Genomic DNA, 18,260 nt, shown 5'->3' on the forward strand with positions numbered 1-18,260 from the left:
TGACCCCCTTTCGCCTCAGGTTCAAAACGCGCGAATATCCTTACCAGTCTACCGACCCACCGCCACCCGCGGGCCCCACGCGCCCGCAACCTACCCAATAAACAGGAGTAAACTAAACCCTTTCGTACGAATAGAGAACTACCCCCCACACTTATGAACTCAGCACCCACTAAATCATCACCGCTCATCAGCATCGTGGTCACAGCCCTCATGCTGTTCTCCATGTTCTTCGGAGCAGGCAACCTCATCTTCCCCGCCATGCTCGGTGCAGAAGCCGGTGAAAACTTCACCCCTGCCATCACAGGCTTCCTGGTGACCGGCGTCCTCATGCCCATCTTGGCTGTTATCGCGCTCGCCGTCACCGGCCGCGACCTGCAAGATTTGGCGGCCCGCGGCGGAAAAATCTTCGCCCTCATCTTCCCTCCCCTGGTCTACCTCTCCATCGGCGCCCTCTACGCCCTGCCGCGCACCGGCACCGTCAGCTATGCCATGGCCGTAGACCCCTACCTGTCGGTGGACGGCATGGTGCCCACCCTCATCTTCTCTGCCGTCTTCTTTGGCATCTCCTACCTGCTGGCCATGAACCCCACCGGTATCGTCGACACCCTGGGCAAGTACCTGACCCCCGCCCTGGTAATCCTGCTGGGTGTGCTGGTCGTGATGAGCTTTATTACCCTGCGCACTCCCTCGGCTGCACCGACTGAAGACTACGCCACCGGCGCTTTTGCCACCGGCTTCGTCAACGGCTACATGACCATGGATTCCCTGGCAGCTCTGGCCTTCGGCATCATCGTGATTGCCTCCCTGCGTGAAAAAGGGGTGACCGGACGCAGCGAGATGCTCCGCAGCGTCGCCTTGGCCGGCGGTATTGCCGGCGTGCTGCTGGGCGCGGTCTACCTGGGGCTGGGCTACATTGGCGAGCACATCGCGGACGGCCAGGGATACAAGGACGGCGCAGCCCTGCTCACCGACGCCGCAGCTCAGACCATGGGCGGCCCCGGCGCCGTCGTCTTCGGCCTCATCGTGCTGCTGGCCTGCCTGACCACCTCGGTGGGCCTCATCGGCGCAACCAGCTCCTTCTTCAACAAGCTGGTGCCCTCGGTCTCCTACCGCACCTGGGCTATCATCTTCACCCTGATTGCCTTCGTGCTGGCATCCTTCGGCCTTGAAGGGCTGATGAGCTTCGCCATTCCTATCATCACCACCCTCTACCCTCCGGCCCTGACCCTGGTCGTCCTCACCCTCCTTGAGGCCGCCCTGCGCGCCCCCTGGATGAACCTCACCCACCGCTTCGCCCTGCTGGTCTCGGTGATTTGGGCCCTGCTCATGACCCTCAACTCCCAGGGTCTTGGTTCAAACGTCATTGAGCCCCTCATCGGCTGGGCCCCCGCCCACGCCTACGACCTGGGCTGGTTCGTACCCACCCTGGTCGCCGCCCTCATCGGCGCAACTATCGACTTGGTGCAGCACCGCCGCGCGTCCGCCCGCTAAGCCGGGCACCGCACCGGCCTCTTAGGAGGGCAAAAAGAAAGGGTCTTGCTCCCGCATCTGCGGGGCAAGACCCTTTGCTGTAGAGAGGCTCGCGCTGAGGGGAACCACAACCATCAACGCGAGCCCGCCTAACGAGTTGCGAGGTGGTTCATTCAACTCAAACTTAGAAAGCCTCTAGGCAACCCGTCATAAAGTTTCTTCAAAAATAAACAATTGACAGCCTGCTCAAAACTCTACCCGATGAAGCCACGGAAATAAACCCGCGGTGCTCGTAAAGGCAGGTCTTTGTGAAACATTACATCTCTGTGTCATCGACCCGTCACCGAATGTTCTCTCACCTGCCCATACAAGATAGCACCACCCCGGTTTGCTCCCGCTCACACTCATATAAGAATCGCCTGTGAAAACAGCCCCCCCATATCCCCTCAAATAGGGGTCAAGAGACCCCTAAACTCCCGCGGTTGGCTACCCTTAGAAGTATGAGCAGCACAGCAACCGATATCGCCAAGAACCTTCCGGCCCTTGAACACCCCGACGGGTCGCCGATCCGTGCCCTCGTGGTAGACGATGAGCGCATGCTCGAAGAGCTGGTCAGCGTGGCACCCAAAATGATTGGCTGGGAGGTTAAATCAGCGGGCGAGGGCCCCGCAGCCCTGGCTATCGCCCGCGACCGGCGCCCCGACGTCCTCGTTCGATATCATGATGCCCGGCTTCGACGGCGTCGAGCTGCTCTCCCGCCCGGGGCGTACCGAGTTTACGGTGCGTCTACCCCTGCTGGCGGCGTAGGCTGGGGGAATGATCCCTACATTCCGCGCTACCTGGCTCGTCTTTCTGGGTGGTGGAGTAGGTGCCCTGGTGCGGGCCTTGCTCCTGGCTACCTTTCCCGTCTCTGGCACCCTACCCGTGACCGTGCTGGTGGTGAACTGGGTGGGGGCCTTCCTGTTGGCTCTGTTGACGGGTGCCCTGCTTGCCGCTGCCCCGGGAGGGGTTGTATCGGCTCGTGCTGAGGAGCTCCGTCTTACGCTGGGCACCGGCTTTCTGGGTGGGTTCACCACCTATTCCACCTTTGCCCTGGCGCTAGCCCAGCTCACCTTGGCCGGTCACTGGTGGACGGCTGCCGGGTATGCCCTGCTCTCGCTGGTTGGCGGCTACCTGCTGGCCTGGGCGGGGTGGCGGTTAGGCGCTTGGCGGGGAATGAGCGGACGCCCGCCCCACGCCGGTACGCCAGCTCGTGGAGCGGGGCGCTAGGGTATGGTTTATCTTTTAGTCTTTCTGGCCGGTGGCGCAGGCGCTGCCCTGCGCCTCTGGGTCGACAGCTGGATCAAAGTCCTTATTTTAAAGCTCTGGCAAGTATCTATGCCTTTAGGGACATTTTTTATTAATGCCACCGGATCATTTCTCTTAGGGCTTCTCACGGGCCTCCTGGCTGGCGGGGTGACACCTATGCCAGGTGTGGAAACTTTTGTAATTACAGAAAATCTCACCCTCGTTCTGGGGGTAGGTTTCTTGGGTGGCTACACCACCTTCTCCACCGCCATGCTCGACGCCCTGCGCGCCCCCGGAAAACTGGCCACCGGCGTCCTTACTCTCGGCCAGTTGCTGGCCTCAACCCTTGCCGCCCTGGCGGGCCTGGCGTTAGGTGCTCTCATCTAGGGCCTCGGTGTAGTTTTCCCTCTTTCTCTGTAAAGACCCAGTTAGAGTCGGTACACTCAATCATTCAGAGTCCTGTCAATCTCCAAGGCTATGCGGTACTACTTCTACTTCTCGATTCCCGTGCTCCAGCAGGCGCTTTCCCTCTGGGCCCTGCTCATGGTGTTTATCGTGCCCGCCCTCTGGTGGTTTGGCCGCCACCTGCCTACCCGCAGGCTCCTGCGCCGCATAGCTGCCACGGGCGTCCTGGTTCTCTACGCTACCGGGGTCATCGCCTACACCTTCCTACCCCTGCCCGATAACGACGTCTTTGTCTGCCCCGACGGCTGGGGCAACACCTACCCCCGCTTCTTCCTGGGCTGGAGCATAGAGTTTGCCGTTGCCGCCAACGACAGCTTGCTCGGCGCCCTTTTTTCAATCTACGTGCTGCAGATGCTGCTGAATGTGTTGCTTTTTGTGCCCTTTGGTCTGCTGGCCCGCTGGCGCTGGGGGGCCAGTTTTCGCACCGTGCTCTTTGCTGCCTTTGGAACTTCGCTCGCGATTGAGTTGACCCAGCTGACCGGTATCTGGGGTTACTACGACTGCGCTATCCGAACCTTTGACGCCGAAGACATCTTCAATAACACCCTGGGTGCCGTACTGGGCTGGGGCGCCCTTGCCGCCTGGCAGTATCGCCATACCCTGCCGGGGCAGTTGCGCCGCCTCTTCGGGCGCTAGTGGGGCGGGTGCGTCCGCCCTTTTGATCCGCGCGGACGCCCGCCCCGCCCATAGCCGTCTTAGCTGGTGGGCGGGGCTGGTGGGTGCTTGGTCACAGCGTTCGGAAAAGAGGGCGGTAAACCGCTTAAGTGTTAGGGCACTTTTACCCCTAAGCCTTGCCGCGCAAAACCCAATCATTCACACTTAAAGCCAAGTGAAGCAAAATATGGGCTGAAGGATCCGGCACCTGCCTGGGCGTACTAGCCCCCGACACTTGCGGAGAAACACGTGAACACCATCAGCCCCTACCTCGCTGAATTCCTGGGCACCATGATTATGGTGACCATCGGCTGCGGGGTCATCGCCACCGTCGAACTGCGCCGCTCCAAGGGCCACGGCGACAACTTCTTCACCATCGCCTTCGGCTGGGGCTTTGCCGTTGCCTTCGGTGTCTACGCCTCCCACGCCTACTCAGGTGGGCATCTCAACCCTGCTGTTTCCATCGGCCTAGCCGCCTACGGGGAGTTCGACTGGGCCATGGTGCCCGGCTACATCATCGCCCAGGTCGCCGGTGCCATGGTGGGCGCGGGCTTCGTCTTCCTCAACTACCTGCCCCACTGGAAGGCAACCGCCGACCGCAAGATCAAGCTCGGTGTTTTTGCCACTGTGCCGGCCATTCACAACTACTTCACCAACGCCCTGTCTGAGATTATCGGTACCTTTCTGCTGGTCTTCTCAGCCCTCTACGTGGGAGTTAACTTCACCCCCGTACTCGAAGGTTCAGCCCTGGCACTCAACCTGAATCACGTGCTCAAGCCCCTGGCTTTTGGCTTCCTGGTCACTGTGCTGGTGATTGGTTTGGGTGGTCAGACCGGCTTTGCCCTCAACCCGGCCCGCGACTTCGGCCCCCGCCTCATGCACGCCCTGCTACCTATTCACGGTAAGGGTAGCTCCCGCTGGTACTACGCCTGGGTGCCGGTGTGCGCTCCCATTGCCGGTGGCATGATGGGCGGGTCCTTCTTCAATCTCTACTACGACGGCCAGTTCTCTATCTTCCAGGTGATCGGCGTCGTGCTGGCCCTGGCTGTGCTCGGGTTTGGCCTGTGGGCTAATAAGCACATGTACCGGTCTAAGTCGGCTGAGGTGCTACCCCAGAGCGAGGACACCGAGGCTACTGCCGCGTCCGCCGCCGCCACCTACGTGCCCACCGGTAAAATCCCGGTCGTGCAGAAGAGGGCCTTCTGGGAGTAGGTCGCTAGGCGCGGTCTCGCAGCTCACTCCAGGGCTGGGTGCGGCTCACCAGATAGAGTTTGACGGTGTAGCCCGCACCCAGTTCGCTGGTGAGGGTCTCGCGCAGTCTCTCCCCCAGCTGCCGCCAGGCCCGGGTTTTGGGGTTGGCGGGGTCTTCCGGGTCCATTTCCAGGTCTTCCCAGAGGCTGGCCCAATTGCCCAGCAACTGCCGGGTTTCCGGGGCCAGCTCAAGATCCTCGGCCAGACCTTTTCCGTCGGCGTACCAGAGGGGGAAGAACTCTCCCCAGTCATTGGCAAGGGCCAGGTGCACGGTCTCTGAATGCGGCCCGATACGCCACTGCGTTACCGGGGGCAGTCCGGGCTCTTCGTAGAGATCCCTGTGAATCGCCCGTACCAGGGGTTCTAGGGAAGAGGCGGCGCGGATGTCCGCCACCTCGTACTTGCCCCTGGTAAAGGGGAGGTTTTCCTGGGCCCCTACCAGCGGGAAGCCGTAGACAATATCCCAGTTGCCGCTGCGCTGAACATACAGGGTCATGCTGTTGAGCCAACTCAGCTTCAGCACCCAGCAATCGGTATCGGTGCTGGCCGCACGACGCAGGGTGGCGGGCCTGTAGCCCTGTTGTGCCTGGGAGTAGTCCCTGTAGAACCCTTCGGGCCACAGGCTCTCAGGCCGTGCCCTGCTGGCGGCTGCTGCCAGGCCCCGCACATTGTCACAGGAGGGGCGGACGGGTACGAAACCCCACCAGCGCAGCGGAGAGGCGGGCAGGGCTAGGGTTAGATCGACCTCTGATACCGTCTGGGTGGCAGAGGTGAGATAGGGCAGGTTGCTACAGCGGGTCACCACCCCGGGCGTGAGCCGGGGCCAGGTCGCCGGGTAGGGCTGGTTGCCCAGTTCTCGGTCAATCAGGGCTCGGACGCCCCGGCAAAAGCCAGCGAGAAGCTCCAGCTCCTCGGTGAGTTCATCACCCGTAACGGCAGGTTGAAAGACGCCCGGGCTGGTTTCGGTTAGGACGGGTAGCCCCTCCCCACCGAGCAGGGGAGCCGACGAGGCGGTAATCTGCCAGGTGCCGGCGTCCGCGCACTCTCCGTGCCCAGCGCGATAGAGGGCACTGACCTGCACCCCCGCCACGGTGTCGGGTCGGTAGGTGACGGTAATCTTCCCCCGGCCGGGCGGCTGGGGCAGGTGCTGTTCCACCTCTCCCTGGAGATAGACCAGGAGGGAGGGTTCACCCGCCCGCTCAAGGCTGACGGGAACCGTCAGAATACCGGCCAGGGCCGGGTGCAGGCCTGGCGCCGACGGGTAGGGAATAAAGTGATATGAGGCACTCATAGAGCCCAGTTTAGATACCCGGCCCTATTCCTGGCTAGCCCTTATAGATAATCTCGAAGTCATCCCCTAAAACTGCCCGCAGGTTCTCTACCAGGGCCTTACCTTGGTTCTTCCACTCCAGTTCTTCCTGGTGGCGCTCCTGCTGGGTGAGGGGACGGGGAGGAATCTCACCCATCTCTTCAGCTGCCCGGGTCACCCACGCCTGTGACCAAGCCGCAAGCTCTTCCACCAGGTCAGACGGAACCTGGGGTAAATCTTCCGGGTCATAAGGGTAGGGGTACTCTCCGGCTTGCTCTAGCTCACTGGGAGCACCCCACAGGGGGAAATCAATTCCCCATTCCGGAAAAACCCGAATACGCCGACGGGGTCGCGCACCTGCGTCCTGGGGTGTCATCGTATTCTCCTGTTCCTGGCTAGCCCACTCCAGCACCTTGAGCATGAAGCGGTCGCAGGCCTCAATCTGGGCCAGCTCAATCCACTCATTGGGGGTGTGAGCCTGGGCGATATCGCCGGGACCGCACACCACCGCCTGCACCCCGCCGTAGAGGGCGAACTGGCCAGCCTCAGTACCGTAGGTAACCTTCTGGGCCTCCACAGAACCGGGGCGCCCCGCCCACTCGTTGGCCAGGGCAATAATCTCAGCACCGTCAGCAGTACCCAGGGCAGGGACGGCAGCCAGAAGCTCATGGGTAATACCCACGGCATCCACAAACTCGCCGGGCGCAGCGCCAGCCAGGGCCTCAGCGTCCGCCGCCCGTGCCTTCAGTGCAGGCAGCAGGTCGTCGGCAATCTTCGCCTCAACCAGAGCCAGCACCTCGTCGGTAGTCATCTGGGGAACCGTGCGGAAGTCATACTCCAGCACCACGTGCTCACCCACAATGTTGTACTGAATACCACCGCGGGCAAAGTTCACACCGCCGGTGGAATAGGGCACCACAAACCCCTCATCAAAGGGGCCGTTCTCCCGCCAGGTACCGGCCAACTGCTCAAAGAAAGTAATAAACTCCGCCGCCTGCGCCAGGGCATTAACCCCGTGCGGGCCCAAGGATGCATGCTTAGCGATACCCTTGAAAGTCACCCGGCCGCGGTGGGCACCCTTATGGGCAGAAATAACCTGCATCATGGACGGCTCACCAATCACCGCAAAATCAGGGTTAATACCGCGGGCCTTAAAATCTCTGACCATAGCAGGCGCACCCACACAGCCAATTTCCTCATCGTAGGAAAAAGCGAAATGAACGGGCCTAGCCAGCTCCGCTTCACGCAGCTGGGGCAGCAGCCACATAGCCGACCCAATAAAAGACTTCATATCCGACGCTCCGCGCCCGTAAAGCTTGCCGTCCTTCACCAGGGGAGTGAAAGGGTCGGTGACCGTCCAAGCCTGGCCCTCAACCGGCACCACGTCCGTATGCCCCGACAGCACCACACCGCCGTCCGTACCACCATCAGCGGCGGGCACGGTTACAAACAGGTTGGCGCGCTCGCCGTCCTCGCTATAGGTGTAGTGCGGGGTCAGGCCGTGAGCCTCAAACTCAGCCGCCAGCAGGTCGAGCACGGGGCGGTTGCTGGTCTGGCTGATGGACTGCGCGGCAATAAGCTTTTCAATCCAGGGAAGAGATGCAGGGAGTGTCATAGCACCAGTCTAAAACCCCGGGCCTGCCGGGGCGCTAGATTACAGGGCTGAGTGGTCGCCCAGACCGTGGAAACGGCGGGCGTGGTAAACGGTGGGGGCGGCGTTGGCGTCGTGGCGGATGAAGTCGGTGACCTCAGCGGTAAAGACCACGGCCGGGCCCGCATTGAGGGTACCCAGGGGGCGGACGCGCAGCACCCGGCTTACCCCGTGCAGCAGGGGCTCGCCGGTGGGCAGGCGGTCCCAGGTAGAAGTATCGCCAAACTTATCGGCCTTGCTGACCGAGAAGAGCTTGGCGATCTCGATGTTATCGGCACCAATCAGGTGAATCAGGAAGGAGTCAGCATCGATGATGCGGGCAGCCGAACCGGTGCGGTCCTTGAAAGAAAAAGACACGATGGGAGGCTCAGCAGAAACCGACGACAGGGACGAGATGGTCAGGCCACCCGGCAGCCCGTCGGAGCCCTCAGCGGTGATGATGGCAACGCCGGCTGCCTGGGCGCCGAAAGCCTCGCAGAAAAGTTCGGTGGCGGTCTTCTCGCTGATATTTACCTGGGTGGTCATGGTCGGTTTTCCTTTGTGCGGCTGCTTGGGGACTACAGCGCCGGGAGCGCTTGGTCTTCAGCCTAGGACTTCAGGTGCACCAAACCCTAGCCTTTCTCACATATTGCCCCTATGAGTAGAACTGTGACAGTGTTACGCGCGCAGGCTGTAACAAAGGGTAGAGGCCGTAACAGGTTAAGCAGGCACACGCTTGCAGCTGACCCTCTCGCTCCTCGCCCGGGGGCTCGTCACGATTCACGCCAGCCCCAGCCAGCAGCTTCGCTGTGTGCCTACTTTACCTGCACGTCTTGAGTACCCCGTCTATTCGGCATACAGACTAAATGGGTGCACAATAATAGACATGACAATGGAAAACACACATCACATTGTCGTGATGGGTGTGAGCGGTACCGGCAAAACCAGCATCGCCCACGCCCTGCGCGACCAGCTAGGGTGGCCATTCGTCGAAGGCGACGACCTGCACCCTGCTGAAAACATCCAGAAAATGAGCGCCGGGATTCCCCTCACCGACGACGATCGCGCCCCCTGGCTTGCCCGCATCGCCACCTGGATCAAGGGCGCGGACGCCCGCGGCGAGCACACAATCGTCACCTGCTCCGCCCTCAAACGTACCTACCGTGACGTGCTGCGCGAAGCCGCCCCCGGCGTCCTTTTCGTTCACCTGACGGGGTCGCGCGAAACCATTGCAGACCGCATGACGCACCGCGAAGGCCACTTCATGCCCACCTCCCTGCTCGACTCCCAGTTCGCCACCCTTGAACCCCTCGAAGCTGACGAAGCCGGCGTACTCGTTGATATCTCCGGCACCCCCGAAGAAGTCGCCGCCACTGCTCTGGCAGCTCTGCGTCCCACCCTCTAAAACACCCCACACGAAAGCACATCACCATGCCTCTTCCCGAAGACTGGGTCCAAACCCTTACCGCCGGGCCCCTCCTTGCCATCGCCGCCGGCGCGATTCTGCTCCTGCTCCTGCTCATCATCAAGTTCAAACTCCATGCCTTCCCAGCCCTCATCATCGTCAGCCTGCTCACCGCGGTTGCCACCGGAATCCCCATTGCCAGTGTCGTACCCGTCATGCTCAGCGGCTTTGGCTCCACCCTGGCCTCCGTAGCTCTGCTCGTTGGCCTCGGCGCCATGCTCGGTGCCCTCATCCAATACTCCGGCGGCGCCCAGGTACTTGCCCATAAGCTCATCTCGGTCTTCGGTGAAGACCGCGCCCCCATCGCCCTCGGTGTGGCCTCCATGCTCTTTGGCTTCCCCATCTTCTTCGATGCCGGCCTGGTCGTCATGCTCCCCATCGTCTTCTCTGTCGCCCGCTGGGTAGGTGGCTCCCTCCTGCTCTACGGTATTCCCGCTGTGGGTGCCTTCTCCGTTATGCACGTCTTCGTACCGCCGCACCCCGGCCCCGTCTCAGCCGCCTCCTTCTTTGAAGCCAACGTCGGTACTCTGCTGCTTGTTTCCCTCATCATTGCGGTACCCACCTGGTACCTAGCGGTCTACCTCTTCTCCCAGTTCATCGGTAAGCGCATTGACCTGCCGGTTCCTGCCCTCATGGGCCACGAAGAAACCCAGGACTCACCCCTCAACCCGCCCTCCTTCGGCACCGTACTCTTCGTACTGCTGCTCCCCATGGTCCTCATCTTCCTCAACACCGGCCTTAACACCCTGGCTAAGGGCGGAGTGCTACCCGAAAGCGCAGCAGATGAAGCCTGGTTCCAAACCCTGCGCCTACTCGGTGAAACCCCCGTCGCCCTGCTTATCACTTCCCTCGTCGCCATGTACCTGCTCGGCTTCAAACGCAAGGACCACGCCCTAGGCATCCAGCAGACCATGGACGGCGCTCTCCCCGCTGTCTGCTCCGTCATCCTGATTACCGGCGCCGGTGGTATGTTCGGTGGCGTGCTACGATCCTCAGGAATCGGCGATGCTCTCGCCGATGTGCTGGGTGACCTGGGTGTTCCCCTCATTGTTGCGGGCTTCCTCATTGCCGCAATTCTGCGCGTTGCCCAGGGGTCAGCGACCGTAGCCCTGACAACCGCCGCAGGTCTCATCACCCCCGGTGTTCTGGCTGCAGATTTCAACTCCATCCAGCTGGCTGCCCTTGTCGTTTCGGTCGCCGCAGGCTCTGTGGTGCTCTCGCACTTCAACGACTCAGGTTTCTGGCTGGTCAGCCGCTTCTTCAATATGGACGAGAAGACCACCCTCAAAACCTGGACGGTAATGGAAACCCTCATTGGTGTCGTAGGTTTTGCCGGTGCCGTGGCCGTGTTTGGGGTCGCTAGCCTGCTTTAGTTGCCTGTGGCCTATAGCCGGACGCGCCCGCCCCGCCTTCGTGCGTGAAGGCGGGGCGGGCGCGTCCTTGCGGGCTCTTGTAGTACTACTTCTTCTTGTTGAGCTGGGCTGCCTGAGCACCGAACTTCTCAAGCAGCTCGGGCATATCCATGGGGGCGGTGACCACCTCAATGAAGACCAGCTTGTCACGGTTTTCCTTGGCAAGGCGGCAGGCCTCGTCAAACTCGCGAACCGTAGCTGCCCGCAGAGTTAGCGTGTTGGCGTCCGTACCGCCAAAAGCCGCAGGAATCTTCGACCAGTCGTAGGCGGTGATGTCGTTGTACTCAGCCTCCACGCCGTGAATAGACCGCTCAATCGTGTAGCCATCGTTGTTAATCAAGAAGACCACCGGGTTCACACCCTCGCGGATGATGGTGCCAATCTCCTGAATCGTCAGCTGGGCTGAGCCGTCCCCCACCATCAGCACACCGCGGGAATCGGTATCGGCCATAGCCGCACCCAGCAGGGCCGGGATGGAGTAGCCGATGGAACCCCACAGAGGCATGCCGATGAAGCGAGAATCGCGCGGGAACTTACGGGTTGCCATACCGAAGAAAGAGGTACCCATATCGACCACAACGGTGTTCTTCTCATCCAGGTTTGATGAGAGTACCTTCCACAGCACATCCTGGGTCAGGGCCTCGTCGGTGATCTCGGGCAGAGGTTCCTCGCTGGTGGGAGCCTCAAAGGGAGTGCCCTTGAGGCCTAACTCTAGGGACACCTCTTTAACGATGTTCAAAGCGCTGGCCATGGTCAGCGGGGCATAGTGACGCCCGGCGATGCTGGTGCTCTCCGCACCGATGTTAATAACCCGGCCAAAATCTATCTGATGTGAGTATATGCCGGTCGTGGTATCTGTAAATTCCACGCCAGCGCAGACCAAAACCTCAGCATCTTCCACAACCGCACGGGTATGTTCAGCCGACAGCCCCCCCACATAAATACCCGCAAAATTGGGCTTGGTCTCGTTCAGCACGGCCTTGCCCCACATGAGGGACGCAAAGGGGAACTTGGTCTCGGTTACCAGGGCGCGGACGTCCTGCACCGCCCCCAGACGCTCAGCCATGATATCTGCCAGCACCGTCACGCTCTTGCCGTGCATGAAGTCGGCGACGGCGTCCTTGAAAAGGGCCTCAATATCGGGCGAGGAAACGTGGCTATCCACATCGAGCGGACGCGACGGGGGAGTGGCCGGCATGGTCGATACATCAACCGGCAGCATCAGGTAGCCGGGCTTACGGTGGATGACGGCGGTGCGGATGACGCGGTCGATATCGGTCGCAGCGGTCGCCGGGTGCAGGGCCGCAACGGCGGCAGATACCTCGGACGCCATACGCATAAAATGCTTGAAATCCCCATCGCCCAGGGTGTGGTGCATGCGCAGGTGAGAATTCTGGGCCGACAGGCTGGGTGCACCCACAATGTGAATCACGGGCACATTCTCAGCGTAGGAGCCGGCAGTTGCGTTGATAGCTGACAGCTCACCCACACCGTAGGTGGTCACCAGGGCGCCCAGGCCCTTGACGCGGGCGTAGCCGTCCGCCGCATATCCGGCGTTGAGCTCATTCGCGTTGCCCACCCAATCCAGCTTCTCGTGCGCCAGCACATCGTCGAGGAAGAAGAGGTTAAAGTCCCCGGGCACACCGAAGACCTTATCTACGCCCAGCTCAGCCAGACGATCGAGAATATAGTTACCCACGGTATAGGTCATCATTGACTCCTTGTACTAGGTAAAACAGGCCGTGTGACCTGCGCCATTTATATCTAGTCTAGTGTGGTGCTCAGATGCTCTGGATGGGTTCTCAGTGCCTGGGCTTTAGCCGATAGTGCACACTATCGAAAATAATGTATCTATTTGTATCTGGGTGTGAGTTTGAAGCAGAAGTGTAAGAGTCTCAGTATGTGCGCTTCATTGGAGCTTTGTTCTATTAGAATTCATAGTTTAGGCAATCCCCCACCGAGGGAGGTCTACTTCTTTCCCCTGAACATGAATGGAACGTAGCCAACTATGGAATGGTCTCTCGCCGTATTACCTGCCCTCGTCGCCATCACGGTGCTTATTGTCCCTGGCTTTCTGATTGCTCTTGCTGCTGGGCAGAAGGGGTTTGACGCATTTGGTATCTCACCCGCTCTTTCAGTGGCAACTGTGGCATTGAGCGCCATGGTTGCTCCTTTAGTGGGCATAGGTTGGTCTGTATGGGTCCCACTAGTCTTCGCAGTTCTGTTAGCAGTACTTGTCTATGGAGTACTGCGAGGTGCTCGTTTTCTGGGGGTTGTGGACGTTCCAAGAACGTCACGGCATGAAGCAGAAACGGTATTGCGACCTCAGCGTTGGTGGAGCCGGGGGCAGCTACTAGCCTATATTTCGGTTATGCTGGGCGCTCTTCTGCTGGGCCGCAATATCACAAACGCCATTGGGAACGTTAACTGGATTTCTCAGACCTATGATGTTAACTTTCACCTCAATGCCATACGGTATATTGCTGATACTGCAAACGGTTCGTCCCTCACCCTAACTTCTATGACTGCTGCTCCAGATGAGGTCTCTTTCTACCCGGCAGCCTGGCATGACATTGCCTCTTTAGCGTTTATGCTTTCTGGCGCGGATGTTCCTGTTGTCGCAAACACGATGAGTGTTGTGGTTGGTGCTGTAGTTTGGCCTATAGCCATCGTGTATCTAGCACGCCACTTACTTGCGGCCTCACATTCCACAATTTTGGCATCTGGCGTGGTTGCTGCAGGCTATGTAGGTTTTCCTCTGGTCCTGATTGATTTTGGTGTGCTCTACCCCAATAGCCTGGGTGTTGCTTTGATGCCAATTGGTCTAGCTCTGGTGATTCAGCTTTTCCGAGTTGCTGAGGTGCGTAGACTAGATACTGCTACGGCAGCTGTTCTAGGTGTTGTTGTGGCTCTTGGTATTGCGCTGGCCCACCCCAATGCTTTGATGTCGCTTCTGGTCATGGTTGTTCCAGTTTTTATTTTCAGGGGCATTTTGATTGGCGTAGAGATGGTAAAATGCCGCACGTCTCTATCGCTTGGACTGGCTCAGATAGTCGGGGTCGCCGCTGTTCTGGGACTAATTTGGTTCCTTTGGGGGGTTGTGCGCCCGCCTATAACAGCTGGAGGCTGGGAACCCGAGGTAAGTGATTCAACCGCTATTGGCGAAGTTATTTTGAACAATGCTGTGGGTATTGGCAATCTCTGGGTGCTGTCTATCCTGGCTTTAGTGGGAGCCTACGTCATCGTGCAATCCCGTCGTACGTTGCTGTGGGTTATCGGTACCTGGGCATATACAGCCTACTTCTATATTGCAGCCCGCTCTATGAGTTGGGAAGACGGCCGGGATTGGGTTACAGGCGTCTGGTACCACGACTCATACCGCTTAGTGGTTCTTATTCCCTTAGCCTCTATTCCCTTAGTTCTTGTAGGGTTTGACTTTCTTGCCCGCTACATCACGGCTTATATAGAGAAACTCAACTGGAAGCAGTCTGTAGCTCTTGTCGCAGTAACCCCGATGATTTTAGTGGGGGCACTAGGATGGAGTACTCAGACCGTTCATCGCCTAGAGAACTATGTTTCTTTCATTTTCTGGCGATACGCTCCTGACCTCAAATCTCCCCTCCTCACTCCTGATGAATATAATGTGCTTTACGCTATCGACCAGTATGTGCCTGAAGACGCGACTATCATTGCTAACCCCTGGACAGGTGCGGGTTTGGCGTATGCGGTATCCGGGCGAAAAGTGACGGGGTACCATACGGCACATACGCTTACATATGAGGAAGAAGTTTTAACGAGAGAACTCCCTGACGCTTCGACGGACCCTGAATTTTGTCGGGTGGCATCCGAAGAGAATGCTTACTACGCCATCTATTTTGGTGAGGTTGAAATCAACCAGGACATCACAGGCATTCACGCTAAAGAGTACAAAACTTTAGAATATTTGGCCGATGCAGATGTGATTGATCAGGGTGGAGTTGCTGAAGTGATCTACCGCTCAGGTGGCGCTACTCTATACCGAATTACAGCTTGTGGTTAGATGATTCACTATCAAAGATGCAACACTTCTTAGCGGGTCTAACCAGGCAACTGTTAGACTAGGTAGGCATATAGCCTTGGGGTTTACCCGTGGGGCACTGTTTGACGAGGAGACAATCACTTTATGCCTCAAACACCGGCACCTGACGCAGAACTGCGCACACTCATCATCATGCCAGCGTGGAATGAAGAAGAGGTTATTGGAGGCACTATTACGGAGCTCTACCGTATGATGCCTGAGGTTGATTTGTTGGTCGTCAACGATGGGTCGACTGATCGCACTTCAGAGATCGCCCGTCAAGCTGGTGCTTTTGTCATCGACCTTCCGTACAATATGGGGATTGGTGGTGCCCTTCGCACAGGCTATAAGTATGCCCGTCGCATGAATTATGACCGGGCGATTCAGGTAGATGCCGACGGGCAACACGATCCCAAGGGAATTCGTACTGTGCTAGCTGGTCTAGACGACGGAACCGATATATCAATCGGTTCTCGTTTCGCTAAGGCAACTAACTATAAGGTGCGTGGCCCCCGAAAATGGGCTATGGTCGTCCTTGCTTTCCTCTTTACCAGGATTTCTGGGGAGAAATTTACTGATGCAACAAGTGGGTTCCGTGCTGCTAACCGTAGGGCTATTGAGCAGTACTGTGAACACCTGCCTGCAGAGTATCTGGGAGACTGCATTGATGCTTGCGTTATGGCAATTCGTGCAGGTTTGAGCGTCAAGCAAGTTCCTGTGGAGATGCGTGAGCGCCAGGCGGGCACTCCTTCATCAAACCCATGGAAATCGGCTATTTATCTCGTCCGTTCTTTCTTTTCCTTCGCAATGTCAATGACCCGCACTAAGACCATGGTGGGAGGCAAATAAAACATGTCAACAAATTCATATATATTTTTTCTAATATTTGCTGCTGTTATTGTCTTGCTGGTCCTTGCTCAGGTGCGGAACCAAAATATGAAGGAAAAATATGCAGCACTTTGGTTAATTGTTTCTGCAATTATCATTGTTCTGGTAATTTTCCCGCGGCTGCTTCTTTTCTTTGCAGATTTTATCGGTATTGAGTCCCCAGTTAATCTGCTGTTCCTTCTCTCAATCATCATGCTCATAGGCGTGAGTCTGCATCTGACCGTTGCCCTGTCTAAAACAGGCGAAGATGTTCGTGTTCTTGCCGAAGAGATTGCGATTTTGAGGGCTCAATTTGACCAGCAACAGATGCATTCCGAGGCTAAGCAGGATACTCGAGACCGCAGCGCAGATTCTTTCTAGGGACAGTTAAATGAATATCGCCTTCGTTATCAATAACTACCCCCCCAAGGTTGGTGGCCTTGAGCAGCATGTTTCTGCTCTGTCAGCCGAGCTGCACAGGCTAGGGCATAAGGTCACTATCGTGACCCTCTCAGATACACCCGGTGTGAGCGTTGAAAACGGTATCAAGGTTTATCGGCTCAAGGAGTACCTCACCGTCGACGGCATCCTCGGTTTCCCATCTCTAGTGGGTCTTACCCGCCTCGCTAAGGTGCTGAAGCGCGAGAATATCGATGTCATCTCGATTCATACCCGCTTCTTTAGCATGAGCTGGTTTGGGGTTGCCTTAGGCCGAATGATGAAGATTCCCGTAGTCCATACCGAGCACGGTTCGGGCTTTGTGGTCTCGGAGAAGGCCGTTATTCGCCTAGCAAGTCAGCTGGTAGACCGTACGTTAGGTGTGCTGACACTCCGTGCAGCTTCTAAGGTTTTGGGTGTTTCTCAGCCCTCCTGCGATTTTGTTAAAAAGCTTTCAGGCGTAGATGCTGAGGTTTTTTATAACGTTTCTCCCCTGCCTATGGCTGCCCCTAAAGATGTTGTCTTCCAGCGGAAAAAGCTTGTCTTTTTAGCCCGTGTAGTTGAGGTGAAGGGTTGGCGGGCTTTTCTCGAAACTATCCAGCAACTCCATGCAGAAGATACTGAGATTAGCGGTGTAGTGCTGGGCGCTGGGGCTGATTTGGAGAAGGCTAAAGCTTATGCCGCTGAGCTGGGTATTGCTGACGCAGTAGATTTCAAGGGCTTTGTCGACCACGCAACTGTAGCTCGTGAGCTTCGCGGGGCGACCTTGGTTAACCCCACTGTGGCAGCCGAAGGGTTCCAAACCACCATCATCGATGCTTACGTTTCACAGGCGGCAATCGTTACCTACGATGTATCGAGCGCCCGGGTGCTTAAGGACGCCGGGGTTCGGGTTCACATTGTCGGGCAGCAGGGCGTACCCCAGTTGGTAGCAGCCGTACGTGCTGAGCTCGCGCAGGGCCCCCAGGCGTACCCTGTAGAAGACCTCCAGCGGTGGGGCTGGGCTAGCCAGGGTAAGACCTATGAGCGAATTATTCAGACTTTTAGGCATAAGATTCCCGAGGAGTTGTAGTGGAAAAGATAGAGGGAACCCTTGCCGTTATCGTTCGTAGCGGGGAGCTTAATCGGTGGGTAGATGAAGCTATGAAGTCTGCCCTCCAGAGTGACAGTATTGATTTAAAAGTTGTTCTAGTTCTGAACGGACCTAATATCAGCCTTGATGCTATGCAAATACAGTCTGAGGAAGAACAGTATCCGTGGCTTACTGATAGCAGAGTCTTGGTGTTGCGCTTTAACCATTATCTGGGGATGAGCGGTTCAATTATTGAAGGTATTAAATATGTCAACACTGAATATATCGCTAATCTCGACGGTGATGATATTGTTCTGCCCCAGCGTTTTGCAAAACAGCTAGAGTACCTTCAGTCTCACCCAGACTGCGTTCTAGTGGGAGCACGCGCTCGTATAATTGACGAGGACGGTCAGCAAATTGGTGATTTGAAGTCTGTGGTATCGGATGATGTGCGTAAGAGCCTCTTCTTGTTTAATCCAATCCCTCATTCATCCGTCATGTTCCGTAAATCCGCGTATGACAAGATTGGGGGGCATACTCCCGGGCTAGACCAGTGTGAAGACTACGATTTAACCCTAAGAATTGGTACCTTGGGAAAAGTTGCTGTGTTGCCTGACTTCTTGGTGTTGTACAGAGTCCATACCTCCAATTTAAGCAAGGGTGCTTCGCCTCGAGGCTCTCATGTGGATTGTGTGACTCGTGGCCGCCGCCAGCTAGCGAAGACTCTTGGCGTCCCCGCTGTTCTGGCATTACCCCCGCACTTGCTGTGGCGCAGTGTCCAGTTTGTGCGGGCGTCCGGGCTTATCCGCCCCCTGCACGAGTACTTCACCTACTTCAAACGTTCTTAAAACATCGAGGGGCAGCTCAGCTGCCCCTCACGTTG

Annotated in this window: 16 protein-coding genes and 1 pseudogene; 13 read left to right on the forward strand and 4 right to left on the reverse strand. The window is 57.8% G+C overall.

Annotation, left to right across the window (positions count from 1 at the left end):
- Positions 1–153 precede the first annotated feature (153 nt).
- From brnQ to L6963_RS09060, 6 genes and pseudogenes are all read left to right on the forward strand, one after another.
- A complete protein-coding gene (gene brnQ, locus L6963_RS09035; protein ID WP_237207392.1) occupies positions 154–1,491 on the forward strand; it encodes a branched-chain amino acid transport system II carrier protein in 1,338 nt (445 codons plus the stop codon).
- 479 nt (positions 1,492–1,970) lie between these two features.
- Positions 1,971–2,229 (forward strand): annotated as a pseudogene (locus tag L6963_RS09040) (response regulator); the annotation flags it as partial.
- Positions 2,230–2,286: 57 nt separating this feature from the next.
- Complete coding sequence (locus L6963_RS09045) at positions 2,287–2,739, forward strand: fluoride efflux transporter FluC (protein ID WP_237207393.1); 453 nt, start codon at positions 2,287–2,289, stop codon at positions 2,737–2,739.
- 3 nt (positions 2,740–2,742) lie between these two features.
- Positions 2,743–3,144: a fluoride efflux transporter FluC gene (locus tag L6963_RS09050; RefSeq protein WP_237207394.1), complete on the forward strand. Its 402-nt coding sequence runs from the start codon at positions 2,743–2,745 to the stop codon at positions 3,142–3,144.
- A gap of 90 nt (positions 3,145–3,234) precedes the next feature.
- Positions 3,235–3,858: a VanZ family protein gene (locus tag L6963_RS09055; RefSeq protein WP_237207395.1), complete on the forward strand. Its 624-nt coding sequence runs from the start codon at positions 3,235–3,237 to the stop codon at positions 3,856–3,858.
- A 267-nt stretch (positions 3,859–4,125) separates the two neighbouring features.
- Positions 4,126–5,088: an MIP/aquaporin family protein gene (locus tag L6963_RS09060; RefSeq protein WP_272878961.1), complete on the forward strand. Its 963-nt coding sequence runs from the start codon at positions 4,126–4,128 to the stop codon at positions 5,086–5,088.
- A gap of 4 nt (positions 5,089–5,092) precedes the next feature.
- Here the strand turns inward: L6963_RS09060 and L6963_RS09065 are convergent, their stop codons facing one another.
- Genes L6963_RS09065 through L6963_RS09075 form a run of 3 tightly spaced genes read right to left on the reverse strand, consistent with a single transcriptional unit; the run spans position 5,093 to position 8,612 of the window.
- Positions 5,093–6,418, reverse strand: a complete 1,326-nt coding sequence (locus L6963_RS09065; protein WP_237207396.1) for a hypothetical protein — start codon at positions 6,416–6,418, stop codon at positions 5,093–5,095.
- A 34-nt stretch (positions 6,419–6,452) separates the two neighbouring features.
- A complete protein-coding gene (locus tag L6963_RS09070) occupies positions 6,453–8,051 on the reverse strand; it encodes an acetylornithine deacetylase (protein ID WP_237207397.1) in 1,599 nt (532 codons plus the stop codon).
- A gap of 39 nt (positions 8,052–8,090) precedes the next feature.
- Positions 8,091–8,612: a flavin reductase family protein gene (locus L6963_RS09075; protein WP_185173806.1), complete on the reverse strand. Its 522-nt coding sequence runs from the start codon at positions 8,610–8,612 to the stop codon at positions 8,091–8,093.
- A gap of 346 nt (positions 8,613–8,958) precedes the next feature.
- Here L6963_RS09075 and L6963_RS09080 point away from each other — a divergent pair, with 346 nt between their 5' ends.
- Both L6963_RS09080 and L6963_RS09085 read left to right on the forward strand, forming a co-directional pair.
- Positions 8,959–9,471 carry a gluconokinase gene (locus tag L6963_RS09080; RefSeq protein WP_336603543.1) on the forward strand — a complete coding sequence of 171 codons (513 nt, stop codon included), beginning with the start codon at positions 8,959–8,961 and terminating at the stop codon, positions 9,469–9,471.
- 26 nt (positions 9,472–9,497) lie between these two features.
- Positions 9,498–10,904, forward strand: coding sequence for a GntP family permease (locus L6963_RS09085; RefSeq protein ID WP_237207399.1), 1,407 nt, complete (start codon positions 9,498–9,500; stop codon positions 10,902–10,904).
- Positions 10,905–10,989: 85 nt separating this feature from the next.
- Here the strand turns inward: L6963_RS09085 and L6963_RS09090 are convergent, their stop codons facing one another.
- The gene (locus L6963_RS09090; protein WP_237207400.1) at positions 10,990–12,657 is read right to left on the reverse strand and encodes an alpha-keto acid decarboxylase family protein; all 1,668 of its coding nucleotides are present in this window, start codon (positions 12,655–12,657) and stop codon (positions 10,990–10,992) included.
- Positions 12,658–12,951: 294 nt separating this feature from the next.
- On the opposite strand from L6963_RS09090, the gene L6963_RS09095 reads away from it, so the two are divergent.
- From L6963_RS09095 to L6963_RS09115, 5 genes are all read left to right on the forward strand, one after another.
- On the forward strand, positions 12,952–14,982 hold the full coding sequence (locus tag L6963_RS09095) for a DUF6541 family protein (protein ID WP_237207401.1): 2,031 nt from the start codon (positions 12,952–12,954) through the stop codon (positions 14,980–14,982).
- Positions 14,983–15,105: 123 nt separating this feature from the next.
- Entirely contained in the window at positions 15,106–15,849 is a 744-nt protein-coding gene (locus L6963_RS09100; RefSeq protein ID WP_237207402.1) for a glycosyltransferase family 2 protein, read from the forward strand.
- A gap of 3 nt (positions 15,850–15,852) precedes the next feature.
- The gene (locus L6963_RS09105; RefSeq protein WP_237207403.1) at positions 15,853–16,248 is read left to right on the forward strand and encodes a DUF2304 domain-containing protein; all 396 of its coding nucleotides are present in this window, start codon (positions 15,853–15,855) and stop codon (positions 16,246–16,248) included.
- 10 nt (positions 16,249–16,258) lie between these two features.
- Positions 16,259–17,377, forward strand: coding sequence for a glycosyltransferase family 4 protein (locus L6963_RS09110; RefSeq protein WP_237207404.1), 1,119 nt, complete (start codon positions 16,259–16,261; stop codon positions 17,375–17,377).
- Entirely contained in the window at positions 17,377–18,225 is an 849-nt protein-coding gene (locus L6963_RS09115) for a glycosyltransferase (RefSeq protein WP_237198259.1), read from the forward strand. Before L6963_RS09110 ends, L6963_RS09115 begins: the two co-directional genes overlap by 1 nt.
- Positions 18,226–18,260: the final 35 nt, after the last annotated feature.

This window comes from Rothia nasimurium, assembly GCF_928392795.1.
Lineage (GTDB): Bacteria > Actinomycetota > Actinomycetes > Actinomycetales > Micrococcaceae > Rothia > Rothia nasimurium_F.